This is a genomic window from Ochrobactrum sp. SSR (assembly GCF_030067775.1).
GTDB classification, from domain to species: domain Bacteria; phylum Pseudomonadota; class Alphaproteobacteria; order Rhizobiales; family Rhizobiaceae; genus Brucella; species Brucella teleogrylli.
On record NZ_CP125969.1, the window covers coordinates 52,124 to 66,689 of the forward strand.

Here is a 14,566-nt window from a genome sequence, read left to right on the forward strand (position 1 = left end):
GCAGACAGATGACAGCTATTACCGACCGTTATTTCAACGATCTGATTGCCCGTCTGGCGAGCCTGCGTGACCGCCTGGCCGAACCGATGGAAAAGGCCGCCGACCTGATTGCCACCGCCGCGCGCGCCGACCGTCGGGTCTATGTGTTTGGCACCGGCCATTCTCACATGATGGCGGAAGAGCTGCATTATCGCGCCGGCGGTCTGGCGATCACCGTGCCGATCCTTTGCGGTGCGATCATGCTGCAGGATGGGGCCGTAGCCAGCTCGCATTTCGAGCGTATCGAAGGCGCGGTGCTGCCGATCCTCGACCGCTACGGCATTCAGGAAGGCGATGTGCTGATCGTCGTGTCCAATTCCGGCGTCAATGCCGCGCCAATCGAAGCGGCGCGCTATGCCCGCGAGAAGGGCGCTGCGGTGATCGCAGTCACTTCGGTGACTTATTCCAGCGCGATTGCCAAAGGACGCACGCAGTTGCTTTCGCTGGCCGATGTCGTTCTCGACAATGATGCGCCTGCGGGCGATGCCGTGTTGGAAGTGGAGGGCAGCGCTCTGAAAGTCGGGCCGGTTTCAACGGCACTGGGCGTTACGATCCTGAATGCGATCTTTGCCGATGTTGCGTCCCGCCTCGTGGATGACGGCAGTGCGCCGATCTATCTCAGCGCGAATATGCCGGGTTCCGGTGATGTGAACCGGGAACTTGTCGCGCGGTACAGGGACCGCAATCCGCATCTTTGATCAAATAAGAGCAATCTTTCTTCCAAAGTTGCTTGATAGCGCAATCCGGTCAGTGCATTACGCATTCTGGCATGGCGGAGACCGCATCGTGAACTAGTTTCAAGGCGCGCGCTTTGGCCTGCGCCTTCGAAAACTGAGGAAGTCCGATGCATAATTTTGTCCTGACCGTCACCTGCAAGTCCACCCGCGGCATCGTTGCCGCAATTTCGGGTTACCTTGCGGCTAAGGGTTGCAACATCATTGATAGCGCCCAGTTCGACGATCTCGATACGGGTCGTTTCTTCATGCGCGTCAGCTTCATTTCGGAAGAAGGTGTGGCGCTTGAAACCCTTAGCGAAGGCTTCCAGCCGGTTGCGGCACCATTCGAAATGGATTTCGATTTCCACGACAACGCCAAGCGTACCAAGACGCTTCTGATGGTCTCGCGTTTCGGCCATTGCCTCAACGATCTGCTCTATCGCTGGAAGATCGGCGCGCTGCCGATCGACATTGTCGGCGTGGTGTCGAACCATTTCGATTATCAGAAGGTGGTCGTGAACCACGATATTCCCTTCCATCATGTGGCCGTCACCAAGACCAACAAGCCGGAAGCCGAACAGCGCCTGATGGATATTGTCAACGATACCGGCACGGAACTGGTCGTGCTGGCGCGTTACATGCAGGTTCTGTCCGACCAGCTTTGCAAGCAGATGTCCGGCAAGATCATCAATATCCACCACTCGTTCCTGCCATCTTTCAAGGGGGCGAACCCCTACAAGCAGGCCTATGAGCGTGGCGTGAAGCTGATCGGCGCGACGGCGCATTACGTCACCGCCGATCTCGATGAAGGCCCGATCATCGAGCAGGACGTGGCGCGCATCACCCATGCGCAGAGCGCTGCGGATTACGTCTCCATCGGTCGCGATGTCGAGGCGCAGGTACTGGCCCGCGCAGTCCATGCGCATATCCACCACCGTTCATTCCTCAACGGTAATCGCACGGTCGTCTTCCCGGCGAGCCCGGGGTCGTTCGCTTCCGAGCGTATGGGGTGATATTGCCGCTCTGGCGCCCTGCAAATCGCGTCTTTTTGCGTTTCCGATACTCACGTGCTTCAGTACGTTGCGCGCCGGTTCTCAAAAGCCACGATTTTCGGCTCGCCATAACGACAATCTCGCTAGTCGCCAATACAAATCCAATAAAGAACCCCGCTTTTGCGGGGTTTCTTTTTTATCAATATTTGTGAGTGAGTTCTTGGAGTGGATTTTAAGAAAAAATAATATAAAATCTAAAATGTAAATAAATATTAGAGGGTTTTATGAAAAAGTATTCTTTATTTTTCTTTGCATTGTCGACTTTTATCGCTTCAGGATATGCTTATGCCGGACAACAGGCTTCAGTACAGATGGCATCACCTTCGATAAACAACACATCACAACAGGTGTATCGGGTTTCTCAAGCGGTGCCGAAGAAACGGCGCTTCGTTTCAGATCGCAAGCAAGTGCATCATTCTTCGACGCAATATCCCACTCTTGATGCATGCAAGAACAGCGGGTGCCCTGAATCTCATTGCCTCCAGACATGCCATGGGTGGCAGTGTGCAAGTGAGTAGAGAGCCTTCGGCAGTTGAAATAGCAAGCGATGGTGTCAAACCAATCCGCAGCTTGATCCCGGTCCGAAAATACGTAGGACTACAACACAAAAAAACCCCGCCGAAGCGGGGTTTTCTTTTGAGCTTATTTCAAGATCAGTCGATGTCGAAGGAAACGCCCTGTGCCAGCGGGAGTGCCTTCGAATAGTTGATGGTGTTGGTTGCGCGGCGCATATAGCCCTTCCACGCATCCGAACCGGACTCACGACCGCCGCCGGTTTCCTTCTCACCGCCGAATGCACCGCCGATTTCGGCGCCCGAAGTGCCGATATTGACGTTGGCGATGCCGCAATCCGAACCTTCAGCCGAAAGGAAACGTTCCGCTTCCTGCAGGTTTAGCGTGAAGATCGAGGACGACAGGCCGGCGCCAACTTCGTTATGGCTCGCCAGAACGTCGTCGAAGTCGGAATATTTCATCACATAAAGGATCGGAGCGAAGGTTTCTTCGAGAACCGGGCCTTCCTGTTTCGGCATTTCGACGATGGCCGGACGCACATAGTAAGCGTTTTCATGGCCGGTATCGACGCGCTCGCCGCCCTGAACCTTACCGCCATGGGCGGAAGCTTCCTTGAGGGCCTTCTGCATGTTGTCGAAGGCAACCTTGTCGATCAGCGGACCGACCAGAGCGGTGGTTTCAAGCGGCGAACCGACGGAAACGCTGGCATAGGCTTTCTGCAGACGTGGGACGAGAGCGTCATAAACGCTTTCATGAACGAACAGGCGACGCAGCGTGGTGCAGCGCTGGCCAGCGGTGCCCATGGCGCCGAAAGCAATTGCGCGCAGTGCCATGTCGAGATCGGCCGACGGGCAGACGATGCCGGCATTGTTGCCGCCGAGTTCGAGGATCGCGCGAGCGAAACGCTTGGCAAGACGCGGGCCGACTTCGCGGCCCATGCGGGTCGAGCCAGTGGCCGAGAGAACCGGAACCTTCGGGCTGTCCACGAGCACTTCGCCGATTTCGCGGTCGCCGAGCAGGACCTGCGAGAGGCCTTCCGGCGCATCGCCGAAACGCTTCAGGGCGCGCTGGAAGATCGCGTCGCAGGCGAGAGCGGTGAGGAGGGTCTTTTCAGACGGCTTCCAGACAACCGAGTTGCCGCAAACGATGGCGAGAGCCGCGTTCCACGACCAGACGGCCACAGGGAAGTTGAAGGCGGAGATGACGCCGACAACACCGAGCGGATGCCAGGTTTCCATCATGCGATGGCCAGCGCGTTCGGTTGCGATGGTAAGGCCGTAAAGCTGGCGCGACAGACCGACGGCGAAATCGCAGATGTCGATCATTTCCTGCACTTCGCCGAGGCCTTCCGAAGTGATCTTGCCAGCTTCGATCGAAACGAGACGGCCCAGATCTTCCTTGGAAGCGCGCAGTTCTTCGCCGAGCAGGCGGATCAGTTCGCCGCGCTTCGGCGCCGGAACGTTGCGCCAGACGCGAAAGGCTTCGTCGCCCTTGTCGATGATCTTGGCGGCGTCGTCCTTGTTGTGGGTCTTGACCGATGCGATCTGCTCGCCCGTGACCGGGCTGAAACCGGCAAGGTTGCCTGCGGTGTAAACGGCAGCGTCAACACCGAGCTTGGCGAGAAGCTCTGCGGCTTCCTTCTTCACGTCGACTTTTCTGACAGCGGTGTTCATAGCTTTCCTCTCTATGTCTTAACTTTATTCTGCCGCTTCAAGGCCGCCGAGGCGGGCCTGTACGGCTTCGATGGATTCGCGTTCGATGCGGGCATAATGCTCGAATTCGTTGAGAACCTTGGCGCCAAGGTCTTCTTCAAAACGCTTCTGGTTCGGGCTTTCCACGAATTCCTGCGTGTCGTCATCGCCCAGATTGGACTGGAATATACCGGCTGCACTGACCGGCAGGAAGTCTTCATAGGTCAGCGGGTCGAACTGCACCGCGCCAGCGGCGACGAGAAGCTCGATATCCGTGTTCGGCTTGAAACTTGCAAGCTTCGCGGCATCTTTGACCGAATAGGCGAAGTAGCCGAGACCCGCTTCGCGAATGCCAGCCCAGGTGTCCGGGAAAGCCGCAAAGGTGTCGCTCAGCGCCTTGACGTAAGCGCTTGCATTGGAGCCATCCGGAGCCGGACGGGCAATGGCGCGTGTGTCGTTGAGAAGCTTGTCGTAAAGGCCGCGACCTTTGGGCGTCAGCGCAATGCCGCGCTGTTCGATTTCACCAAAACGGGCAGTGTGCGAACCGGCGGTCCATTGGCCGTCGCTGCCGATGAAGGAGACTTCTTCTTCCAGCGCCTTGAACGAGGTTTGGCGCAACAGGATCGGGCACTTGCGGGTTGGCGGGCCTTCAACGACAGCCTTCGGATTGATGCCGCGTTCCGGCATCTGGTCCTGCACGGCGTCGATGTCGAGCGTGCGCGGCGTCAGATGGTTGATGTGCGGGCCCTTGAACGACACAACGTCGGCAATCAGGCGATGCGCATCATGCAGGCGATGGTAAAGCTCGGCGGAAACATTGGCGTGGTCGTGCCAGCGGAAGGTTTCCAGTACTTCAGCCACGAAAGCCTTGGCGTCGGCATCGTTGAGGCCGCCATTGGCTTCGGCCTTCTCGACCAGAGCAACGGCGCCAGTGGTGAAGATGTTGCGCTTGGCAAGAACGTCTTCAGACTCTGCGCGCAGCTTCTCGTCGGCAATGAGGTCGAGACGCAGAAGCGAGGTGAAGACGCGGAACGGATTGTGTTTCAGCGCGGCATCGTCGATCGGACGGAAAGCGGTGGAATGCACGGGAACGCCAGCCGCACTCAGATCGTAATAGCCGACCGGGAACATGCCCATCACCGCGAAGACGCGGCGCATCATGGAAAGTTCGGCGGCGGTGCCGAGACGGATGGCGCCATGGCGCTCTTCGGAAATACGCTCCAGCGAGTCAGTTTCCGTCAGGCGTTCGTGCAGATGGCTGTCGTCGGCGAGAACCTTGCTGTTCACGTCCGCGACGAGTTCCATCAGCGTGCCGTAGGCAGGCACTTCTTCCCTGTACATGCCGGACATCGCAGCCGAAAAAGCGGAACGAATGGCGTCTGGCGATACGAATTTCTGCGCGTTCATGGCGTATGCTTCCGTGGAACCTAAACTGTCTTTGTAGGGGTCATATTCAGCAATGCGAAAACATGACGGGATTATGATGAAAATGTATCATATCAGCCGTTTTCCGGTTATGATCGCGCTGAAAGCAACTATGTTAATGCGAGATTGGAATGAAGCTAAGCAGGAGACTGATTCCGGACATCGCCACTTTGCAAGCCTTTGAATGTGCTGCGCGCCATGGCAGTTTTACCCAGGCGGCCAATGAACTCAATCTCACCCAGAGCGCCGTCAGCCGCCAGATCAAGGATCTGGAAAGCCAGCTCGGCGTGCTTTTGTTCGAGCGTATCCGCCAGCGCATTCTCCTGTCCGATGCCGGGCGCAAGTTTCTGCCGGAAGTGCGGCGTCTTCTCAACCAGACCGAAGATACGATGTTGCGCGCGATGGCTTCAGCACAGTCCACGTCTTCGTTCAGCGTCGCCACGCTGCCGACATTCGGCTCGCGCTGGCTGATGCCGCGTATTCCGGATTTTGTCGAGAAGCACCCGGGCATCGCGATCAATGTCGCGTCGCGTTCCGGCGTGTTCGATTTCGAGGAAGAGCCGCACGATCTTGCCATCCATTACGGGCAGCCGGTCTGGGCGCATGCGACCTGCAGCTTTTTGTGCAGCGAGGTGATTGTGCCGGTTGCAAGCCCGCGCCTGCTGGAAACCCGCCATCCTTCCGCGCCGGAAGAACTTGAAAGCGAACCGCTTCTGCATCTCGCGACACGCCCGAAAATGTGGGCGCAATGGTTTGAAAGCTGCGGTGTCGAGGGGCAGTCGGCCTATCGGGGGCATCGTTTCGACCAGTTCTCGATGGTGATTGGCGCGGCTCTGGCCGGTCTCGGCTTTGCGCTTCTGCCGCTTTACCTGATCGAGCAGGAACTGCGCGATGGCGAGCTGGTGCTGCTTTTCGAGAAGCCCATGCGCACCGAGAATGACTATTATCTCGTCGTGCCGGAAGGAAAACTGGAAAATCCGCTGACGCAGATATTCTGCCAGTGGATTGCCGGTCAGGTCGGCAATACGGACTATTCGGCACTGGTTCATTCCAAACCGGAATGAATTGTTGCGCAATTAGCGCTGTCCAACCGGCTTTCGCGGCGTGAAATAGATGCAGTCCGGCACGCGATGTGCCTTCCACGATACGAAATGGTTGTTGCTCTCAATGTTGAACGATCCGCGCTCTCATGGTCTTTGGGAAAAGACCGCTCCGGCTGCTCCGAAGACGACCTCGCTGCAAGGCGACCTGACGGCGGATGTGGTGATTGTGGGCGGCGGTTTCTCCGGTCTTTCCACGGCCTTGCATCTGGCGGAAAAGGGCGTCAAGGCGATCGTCCTTGAAGGCATCGAGATCGGCTATGGCGGTTCGGGTCGCAATGTCGGTCTGGTCAATGCGGGCATGTGGGTGATGCCCGATGATCTGCCGGGCGTTCTCGGCGAAAAATACGGTGCGCGCCTGCTCGATGTTCTAGGCAATGGCCCGAAGCTGGTTTTCGAAATAATCGAGAAAAACAAGATTGCCTGCGAAGTCGAAAAGCAGGGCACGCTTCATTGCGCTGTGGGCGCGAAGGGTCTCAAGGAACTGGAAGACCGCTGTGAGCAATGGGCGCGCCGCGGCGCCAATGTGAAGCTGCTGGACGCGAAGGAAACGGAAGCCAAGGTCGGCACCAGGGCCTATGCGGGTTCGCTGCTTGATCTGCGCGCCGGAACAATCCAGCCGCTGGCCTATGTGCGCGGTCTGGCCCATGCGGCCGTTGCCGCAGGCGCACAGATTTTCACGGGCAGCCCGGTGGTCGGCGCAAGCGAGCAGAACGGCAAGTGGACGGTCAAGACCGCCAAGGGTTCGGTCACGGCGGATTGGGTGGTCGTCGCCACCAATGCCTATACCAACGCGCCATGGGCCGAAGTCCGAGCCGAACTGGTGCATCTGCCCTATTTCAATTTCGCGACCACGCCGCTCTCGGACAATCTGAAGAGGACCATTCTGCCGGAACGTCAGGGCGCATGGGACACGAAAGAAGTTCTGTCGTCCTTCCGTTTCGACCAACAGGGTCGTCTGGTTTTTGGCAGCGTCGGCGCGCTGCGCAATACGGGCGCTGCCGTGCACAAGGCCTGGGCGAAGAAGTCGCTCAAGCGCCTGTTCCCGCAGATCGGCAATGTCGAGTTCGAGGCGGAATGGTATGGCAAGATCGGCATGACCAATGACAGCCTGCCAAAGTTCCATCGTCTGGCGCGCAAAGTGGTGGGTTTCTCCGGCTATAATGGTCGCGGCATCGTGCCGGGCACCGTGTTCGGCAAGATATTGTCGCAGCTCGTTTCGGGAGAAATCACCGAAGACGATCTGCCGCTGCCGGTCAGCGATCCGAAGGCGCAGAATTTCCGTGGTGTTCGCGAAGCCTATTACGAGGCGGGCGCACAGATCGCGCATGTCGCAGAAATGGTCATCTGATTTTTTTGCCCCTCTGCGGCTTGTCATAAAACCGCAGCGCAAATCCTCTATTGCGGTGCGCGTCGCCTTCATGTCGAAGGGATGCGGATCGCTGATAGGCAAAAATATTCAATGCCTTATAAGCCTTCCGATGGACGTGATTCCGCCGGAAGGCTTTTTGTTTTCCGCAGACCAGATCGCAGGATGTTTGACAGGTGCACCATGAATGGAAATGATCGTGCCTATCGCCATAACAGTATCTGCGCGTTATCAGTTCGCACGCGGCAGGGCTGCGCTGGCATTGCCGGCCATGCTGGCGAGCATTACACCGAAATCCGAGGAGCAAATCCCATGAACAAGATGCTGAAGCGGGCCGTTGCCGTACCTGCGCTTCTTGCTCTATCCATCGCTGTGGCACAGGCCGACACGCTGACGCTTTATACCTCGCAGCCCGAAGCGGATGCGACCAAGACCGTCGAGGCTTTCCGCAAGGCCAATCCGGAAACGGAAGTGCAGATTTTCCGCTCCGGCACCAGTGAACTCCTCACCAAGCTTGCCGCCGAATTCGCCGCCGGTGCGCCGCAGCCCGACGTGCTTTTGATCGCCGATGCCGTGACCATGGAAGGACTGAAGAAGGACAAGCGCCTGCTCGCCTATCCGGAAGCCAAGGTCGATGGTTTTGCCGCCGACTCCTATGACGCCGACAAGACCTATTTCGGTTCCAAGCTGATTACCACCGGCATTGCCTATAACACCGGCGCTACGCAGAAGCCGGAACATTGGGCCGATCTCGCCAAGGCCGAGTATAAGGGGCAGGTGGTGATGCCGAGCCCGCTTTATTCGGGGGCTGCGGCCTATCTCCTCAGCGGCTTTGCGCTCAACAAGGATCTGGGCTGGGATTATTTCAAGGGCCTCAAGGCCAATGAACTGGCAAGCGTGAAGGGCAACGGCGCGGTACTGAAGTCGGTTGCCAGCGGTGAAAAGCCTTATGGCATCCTCGTCGATTTCATGGCGCTCAATGCCAAGGCCAAGGGCTCGCCGGTCGAGTTCGTGTTCCCGTCGGAAGGCGTGCCAGCCGTGACCGAGCCGGTCGCCATCATGGCCACTGCCAAGAATGTCGATGGCGCCAAGAAGTTCGTTGATTTCATCCTCTCCGACGGCGGCCAGAAGCTGGCGCTGGAACAGGGCTATCTGCCTGCCAAGGAAGGCGTTGGCCGTCCTGCCTGGCTGCCGGAAGGCACCAAGATCAACATCATGTCTATCGACACCCAGAAGGTTCTCGATCAGACTGATGCCGACAAGAAGCAGTTCTCCGAGCTGTTTGGCGGATAAGGCATTTCGATGCGTATCATAAAGACCTTCAGGGCCGCGATGCGGCCCTGATTGTTGGCGTAACGCTGATCGTGGCGGTTCTGTCGCTTCTGCCGATGGGCCGACTGCTGGTGGAACTTGTTGCGCCGCAGGGGCAGTTTTCGACTTCCGTTCTGGTGGAGACACTGGGCAGCCAGTCGACATGGGTTGCAACCTGGCATTCCCTGCAAATCGGCATTGGCGGCGCGGTGCTGGCGCTTGCCTTTGGCATTGCTGCTGCCTTGCTGGTCGGTCTCACCAATATGCGCGGGCGCAATGTCTTCGTGCTTTTCTATGTGACGCCGCTTCTGATCGCGCCGCAGGTGACGGCGCTGGCCTGGCTGCAGCTTTTTGGGCCATCGAGCCAGTTTCTCAAACTCCTCGGCATGGCGCCGCCGCTTGGCAGCCGCAATCCGCTCTATTCCGTCTGGGGCATTATCTTTCTGCTCGGCGTGCAATATGGGCCGCTGGTTTTCCTCATTGTGCGGGCGGGTCTGCGCAAGCTGCCGCGTGAACTGGTCGAGGCCGGTTTGAGCGCAGGTGCCGGCAAATGGACCGTGCTGCGCACCATCATATTGCCGCTGATGACGCCATCGATCATCGGCGCTGCCGCTCTGGCCTTTGTCTCCTGTGTCGGCAATTTCGGCATTCCGGCCTTTCTTGGCATTCCGTCGAATTATCTCGTCCTGCCGACGCTTATTTATCAACGCCTTGCCGGTGGCGGGCCATCGGTTCTGTCGAGCGTTGCTGTGCTGTCGGTGCTGATTGGGCTGATCGCCATGGCGGGCATCGCGGCGCAGGACTATGCGTCACGCAGGCGCGATTTCCGCATCGTCTCCACATCGCTGCCCGCAGCGCCCTTTGCGCTCGGACGCTGGCGACTTCTGGCGGAAGTGGCGGCATGGCTGATGATCGTCATCGTGCTGCTGCTGCCGCTGATCGGACTGACGCTTTCGGCGCTGGTCCCGGCCTATGGCGTACCGTTGACTTTTGCCACCGCGACATTTGAAAATTTCCGCTTTGTGCTCATGGAACATGGTGGGGCTGCGCGCGCCTTCGGCAACAGCATTCTGCTGTCGCTGGTTGCAGCACTCTTTGCGGTTCTGATCGCCGTACCGCTCGCTTATATGCTGGCATGGCGCAAACGGCGCTGGACCCCGGTGCTCAATTTCGCAGCCGAGCTTCCCTATGCGCTTCCGGGCGTCGTGCTGGCGATTGCCTGCCTGTTGATGTTCCTGAAGCCGCTGCCCGTGATCGGCGTCAGCCTCTACAACACGCTCTGGATCATCCTTTTTGCCTATCTGGCGCGGTTTTTTGTGCTGGCGCTGCGTCCCACGGTTGCCGGACTGCACCAGATTGACCGCGCCATGGAGGAAGCGGCACGGGTTGCGGGCGCGGGGCTTTTCTATCGGCTGCGCACGATTATATTTCCTCTTGTCGCACCGGCGACGCTTGCAGGCGGCGTGCTCATCTTCATGACCGCGTTTTGCGAGCTGACGGTTTCGGCACTTCTCTGGGCGTCGGGGTCGGAAACGCTGGGTGTGGTGATGTTTTCTTTCGAACAGGCGGGTGATTCCGCCTATGCGGCTGCCATATCCATTCTGGCCGTTGCGGTGACATTCATGCTGATGCTTGCAACAAATCTGTTTGCGCGGCGTCTTCCAAACGGAGTCCTGCCATGGCGCGACTGAAGATCGACCAGGTATCCAAGACGTTCAACGGGTTTCAGGCCCTGTCCGGCGTGACGCTGGATGTGAATGACGGCGAGTTCGTTGCCATTCTCGGGCCTTCCGGCTGCGGCAAGACCACATTGCTGCGCATGATTGCGGGCTTCGAAGAAGTGGACGGCGGCGAAATCCATATTGGTGACAGCTGCGTTTCCCATGCGAGCGGCAATGTGCCTCCGGAAAAGCGGCAGGTCGGCATCGTCTTCCAGAATTATGCGCTCTGGCCGCATATGACCGTGGCGGAAAATGTCGGTTACAGTCTGCGCGTGGCCAAGGTCGCCAAGGCCGAGCGTGAACGCCGGGTGAGGCAAGCACTGGCGCTGGTCGATCTCGACGGGTTCGGTGATCGCCGCCCCGCCAATCTTTCCGGCGGGCAACGCCAGCGCGTGGCGCTCGCCCGCTGTCTGGTGGCAGCACCGTCGCTGGTACTGTTCGATGAGCCGCTGGCCAATCTCGACGTGCATCTGCGCGCTTCGATGGAAGACGAGTTTGCCGCTTTCCATAAGCGCACCGGCACGACGATCATCTACATCACCCACGATCAGGCGGAAGCCATGGCGCTGGCCGACCGCATCGCGGTGCTGGATCACGGCAAGCTGCAGCAGTTCGATACGCCGCGAAAGCTCTATGAAGAACCCGCCAGTGAAATGGTGGCCTCCTTCATTGCGCATGGCATGGTTCTGCCTGCCGAAGTGCTATCTTTTGCGCAAGCGGGCCATTGCGAAGCGCTGGTGCTGGGCAGCCGCGCACAGGTGCGGTGTTCGGGCACCGAAATGCCGCGCGCCAATGCACAGCTCTGCGTGCGGGCCGCCGACCTGAAACTCACCGAAACCGGCGGCATTCCGGTCCGCGTGAAGCGTTCTGTCTATCGCGGCGGAGGCTCGCGCCTTGAGGCCGAAGTCATCGCCAAGCCAGAGATTTCCTTGCATTTCGAAGTGCGTGATCCCGTCCGGCTGGAAGAGGGCGACGAGGTGCGCATCGCCATTTGCGGCGGCTGGATCATCCCCACCGAGGACATGCCGGTGAGAAAAGCCTCAACCGGCTTTCCGATCGGCAACAAGATCTAACTTAACTCCAACAGACTGATCGTGAGCTTGGCTCAGCCCTAGCCACAGCCCAGCCCCTCATCCTGAGGGGCTCCTTGAGTTTTGCGAAAGGAGCCGTCTCGAAGGAGAGGGGCGGTTTCTGTGTTTTTCCTCGCCCTTCGACCCTTCGACAAGCTCAGGGTGAGGGCGAGGGGGAAGCTGAGGGGTGAGGGCGGGCGGAGGCTCAGCGCGAGAGCGAGCCAACGCCCGGTAGACTGCCTTATTTCTTCTTCATCGCTTCCAGTAGCGCTGCGCCAAAACCGCCGGTCGAAGGCTGTTCCTGTTTGCGTTGCGGCGTGAAGTTCTTGGCAGGCCTTGGATCGCGTTGCGCGTTGTTGCGCGGGGCAGGCGCTTCGCCGCCATCCTTGCGCATGGAAAGGCCGATGCGCTTGCGCGGCACATCCACTTCCACCACGCGCACCTTCACCACATCGCCCGCTTTCACCACTTCATGCGGGTCCTTGATGAAACGGTCGGCCAGTTGCGAGACATGGACGAGGCCGTCCTGATGCACGCCGATATCCACGAAGGCACCGAAGGCGGCCACGTTTGTCACGGTGCCTTCCAGCATCATACCGGGCTTCAGGTCCTTGATATCGTCGATACCGTCGGCAAAGGTCGCGGTCTTGAACTCCGGTCGCGGATCGCGGCCCGGCTTGTCCAGCTCGGCAATGATATCGCGCACGGTCGGCAGGCCGAAACGTTCATCCACGAAAACACGAGGATCGAGGCTTTTCAGCGCCACGCTGTCGCCCATCAGCGAGCGCACATCGCGACCGCAGGCGGCAACGATCTTCTTCGCCACCCCATAGGCTTCCGGGTGAACCGATGATGCGTCGAGCGGTTCGGTGCCGTTCGGAATGCGCAGGAAGCCCGCGCATTGCTCGAAAGTACGGTTGCCAAGGCGGGCGACTTTGAGCAGTTCCTTGCGGTTCTTGAACGCGCCTGCGGCATCGCGATGCGCCACAATGGCCTCCGCAATCGATGCGCCAAGTCCCGAAACGCGGGCAAGCAACGAGGCGGAAGCCGTATTGAGATCAACACCAACTGCATTCACCGCGTCTTCCACCACGGCGTCGAGCGCACGGGCGAGGCGTATCTGATCGACGTCATGCTGGTACTGGCCGACGCCGATGGATTTCGGTTCGATCTTGACGAGTTCCGCCAGCGGGTCTTGCAAGCGGCGCGCGATGGAAACCGCACCGCGCAGGGACACGTCCAACTGCGGGAATTCGGAGGCGGCAGCTTCAGACGCCGAATAGACCGATGCTCCCGCTTCCGACACGATGACTTTCAGCGGTTTTGGAGCTGGCATGTCCGACAGCATGTCCACCACGAGACGTTCCGTCTCGCGGCTGCCGGTGCCATTGCCAATCGCGATCAGTTCGATCTTGTGTTTGCGGACAAGGCTTGCCAGTTCCGCCTGTGTGCCGCGCACATCATTCTTCGGCGGGAAGGGGTAGACCGTGGTGGTGTCGAGCAGCTTGCCCGTGCCATCGACCACTGCCACCTTGACGCCGGTGCGGATGCCCGGATCGAGACCCATGGTGGCGCGGGAGCCTGCGGGCGCGGCCAGCAACAGGTCTTTCAGATTGCGGGCGAAAACATTGATCGCTTCTTCTTCGGCGCGCTCGCGCAGGTCGCGCATCAGATCGAGAGACAGCGAGAGAGAAAGCTTCACGCGCCATGCCCAGCCTGCCACTTCCATCAGCCAGCGGTCGCCCGGAAGCGTGCCGCCAATCGCATAGGCGGCGGCGATCTTGCGCTCGACCGGTTTCACGGCTGAGGTGTCGTCGGCATCGATTTCAATGTCGAGCGACAGGAAATCCTCGTTGCGTCCGCGCAGCATGGCGAGCGCACGGTGACCCGCAACGGTGGCCCAGCGTTCGAAATGATCGAAATAATCGGAGAACTTCGCACCCGCCTCCCGCTTGCCGTCCACGACACGCGAGCGCAAAACAGCGCGATCTTTCAGATAGTTGCGCAAATTGCCGATCAGCTCGGCATTTTCCGCAAAACCTTCGGCGATGATATCGCGTGCGCCATCGAGCGCGGCTTTCACATCAGCAACTTCGCCGCTGACATAGGACGCGGCAATGTCGGCGGGCACAAGGCTGCGGTCTGCGAGGATCGCTTCGGCCAGAGGGCCAAACCCGCGCTCACGGGCGATTTCCGCACGGGTGCGGCGCTTCGGCTTATAGGGCAGATAAAGATCTTCCAACTCAGCCTTGGTCTGGACATTGGCAATCTTCAATTCCAGTTCCGGCGTCAGCTTTTCCTGACCGCGGATCGATTCCAGAATGGAGGCGCGGCGCGCTTCCAGTTCACGCAGATAAGCGAGGCGTTCAGAAAGTTGACGCAGTTGCGTGTCGTCCAGCCCGCCGGTGACTTCCTTGCGGTAGCGCGCCACGAAGGGCACGGTTGCGCCTTCGTCCAGAAGGCCGATGGCGGCCATTGCCTGTTCCGGCTTTGCGTTGATTTCCGCCGCGATAATCGCGGCAATGCGCCTGCTGTCGTCCGCCATATGTATTCCAATCC

General features: G+C 59.2%; 10 protein-coding genes. 7 read left to right on the top strand and 3 right to left on the bottom strand.

What is annotated here, in order from left to right; all coding sequences use genetic code 11:
• Window positions 1-8: 8 nt before the first annotated feature.
• Together QLQ11_RS00235 and purU are read left to right on the top strand one after the other, a co-directional pair.
• Window positions 9-737 carry an SIS domain-containing protein gene (locus QLQ11_RS00235; protein WP_121536594.1) on the top strand — a complete coding sequence of 243 codons (729 nt, stop codon included), beginning with the start codon at window positions 9-11 and terminating at the stop codon, window positions 735-737.
• Between the two features lie 146 nt (window positions 738-883).
• Entirely contained in the window at window positions 884-1,768 is an 885-nt protein-coding gene (gene purU / locus QLQ11_RS00240; protein WP_109369565.1) for a formyltetrahydrofolate deformylase, read from the top strand.
• A gap of 692 nt (window positions 1,769-2,460) precedes the next feature.
• Here the strand turns inward: purU and QLQ11_RS00245 are convergent.
• Together QLQ11_RS00245 and QLQ11_RS00250 are read right to left on the bottom strand one after the other, a co-directional pair.
• On the bottom strand, window positions 2,461-3,993 hold the full coding sequence (locus QLQ11_RS00245; RefSeq protein WP_121536592.1) for an aldehyde dehydrogenase family protein: 1,533 nt from the start codon (window positions 3,991-3,993) through the stop codon (window positions 2,461-2,463).
• A 24-nt stretch (window positions 3,994-4,017) separates the two neighbouring features.
• Entirely contained in the window at window positions 4,018-5,418 is a 1,401-nt protein-coding gene (locus tag QLQ11_RS00250) for a VOC family protein (protein ID WP_121536590.1), read from the bottom strand.
• A gap of 149 nt (window positions 5,419-5,567) precedes the next feature.
• Here QLQ11_RS00250 and QLQ11_RS00255 point away from each other — a divergent pair, with 149 nt between their 5' ends.
• The 5 genes from QLQ11_RS00255 to QLQ11_RS00275 all read left to right on the top strand — a co-directional run bounded on the left by QLQ11_RS00255 (window position 5,568) and on the right by QLQ11_RS00275 (window position 12,010).
• On the top strand, window positions 5,568-6,500 hold the full coding sequence (locus tag QLQ11_RS00255; protein ID WP_121536588.1) for a LysR family transcriptional regulator: 933 nt from the start codon (window positions 5,568-5,570) through the stop codon (window positions 6,498-6,500).
• Window positions 6,501-6,603: 103 nt separating this feature from the next.
• The gene (locus QLQ11_RS00260) at window positions 6,604-7,887 is read left to right on the top strand and encodes an FAD-binding oxidoreductase (RefSeq protein ID WP_121536586.1); all 1,284 of its coding nucleotides are present in this window, start codon (window positions 6,604-6,606) and stop codon (window positions 7,885-7,887) included.
• 330 nt (window positions 7,888-8,217) lie between these two features.
• Window positions 8,218-9,198, top strand: a complete 981-nt coding sequence (locus QLQ11_RS00265; protein ID WP_121536582.1) for an ABC transporter substrate-binding protein — start codon at window positions 8,218-8,220, stop codon at window positions 9,196-9,198.
• Window positions 9,199-9,293: 95 nt separating this feature from the next.
• Complete coding sequence (locus QLQ11_RS00270) at window positions 9,294-10,907, top strand: ABC transporter permease (protein WP_371835952.1); 1,614 nt, start codon at window positions 9,294-9,296, stop codon at window positions 10,905-10,907.
• The gene (locus QLQ11_RS00275; protein ID WP_121536578.1) at window positions 10,895-12,010 is read left to right on the top strand and encodes an ABC transporter ATP-binding protein; all 1,116 of its coding nucleotides are present in this window, start codon (window positions 10,895-10,897) and stop codon (window positions 12,008-12,010) included. The genes QLQ11_RS00270 and QLQ11_RS00275 overlap by 13 nt, the downstream gene beginning before the upstream one ends.
• A 238-nt stretch (window positions 12,011-12,248) precedes the next feature.
• Here the strand turns inward: QLQ11_RS00275 and QLQ11_RS00280 are convergent, their stop codons facing one another.
• A complete protein-coding gene (locus QLQ11_RS00280; RefSeq protein WP_121536576.1) occupies window positions 12,249-14,552 on the bottom strand; it encodes a Tex family protein in 2,304 nt (767 codons plus the stop codon).
• Window positions 14,553-14,566: the final 14 nt, after the last annotated feature.

Bases quoted from the DNA above. Each gene is read 5' to 3' on its own strand.
- QLQ11_RS00235 (WP_121536594.1), top strand. From the start codon at position 9: ATGACAGCTATTACCGACCGTTATTTCAACGATCTGATTGCCCGTCTG.
- purU (WP_109369565.1), top strand. From the start codon at position 884: ATGCATAATTTTGTCCTGACCGTCACCTGCAAGTCCACCCGCGGCATC.
- QLQ11_RS00245 (WP_121536592.1), bottom strand. From the start codon at position 3,993: ATGAACACCGCTGTCAGAAAAGTCGACGTGAAGAAGGAAGCCGCAGAG.
- QLQ11_RS00250 (WP_121536590.1), bottom strand. From the start codon at position 5,418: ATGAACGCGCAGAAATTCGTATCGCCAGACGCCATTCGTTCCGCTTTT.
- QLQ11_RS00255 (WP_121536588.1), top strand. From the start codon at position 5,568: ATGAAGCTAAGCAGGAGACTGATTCCGGACATCGCCACTTTGCAAGCC.
- QLQ11_RS00260 (WP_121536586.1), top strand. From the start codon at position 6,604: ATGTTGAACGATCCGCGCTCTCATGGTCTTTGGGAAAAGACCGCTCCG.
- QLQ11_RS00265 (WP_121536582.1), top strand. From the start codon at position 8,218: ATGAACAAGATGCTGAAGCGGGCCGTTGCCGTACCTGCGCTTCTTGCT.
- QLQ11_RS00270 (WP_371835952.1), top strand. From the start codon at position 9,294: ATGGGCCGACTGCTGGTGGAACTTGTTGCGCCGCAGGGGCAGTTTTCG.
- QLQ11_RS00275 (WP_121536578.1), top strand. From the start codon at position 10,895: ATGGCGCGACTGAAGATCGACCAGGTATCCAAGACGTTCAACGGGTTT.
- QLQ11_RS00280 (WP_121536576.1), bottom strand. From the start codon at position 14,552: ATGGCGGACGACAGCAGGCGCATTGCCGCGATTATCGCGGCGGAAATC.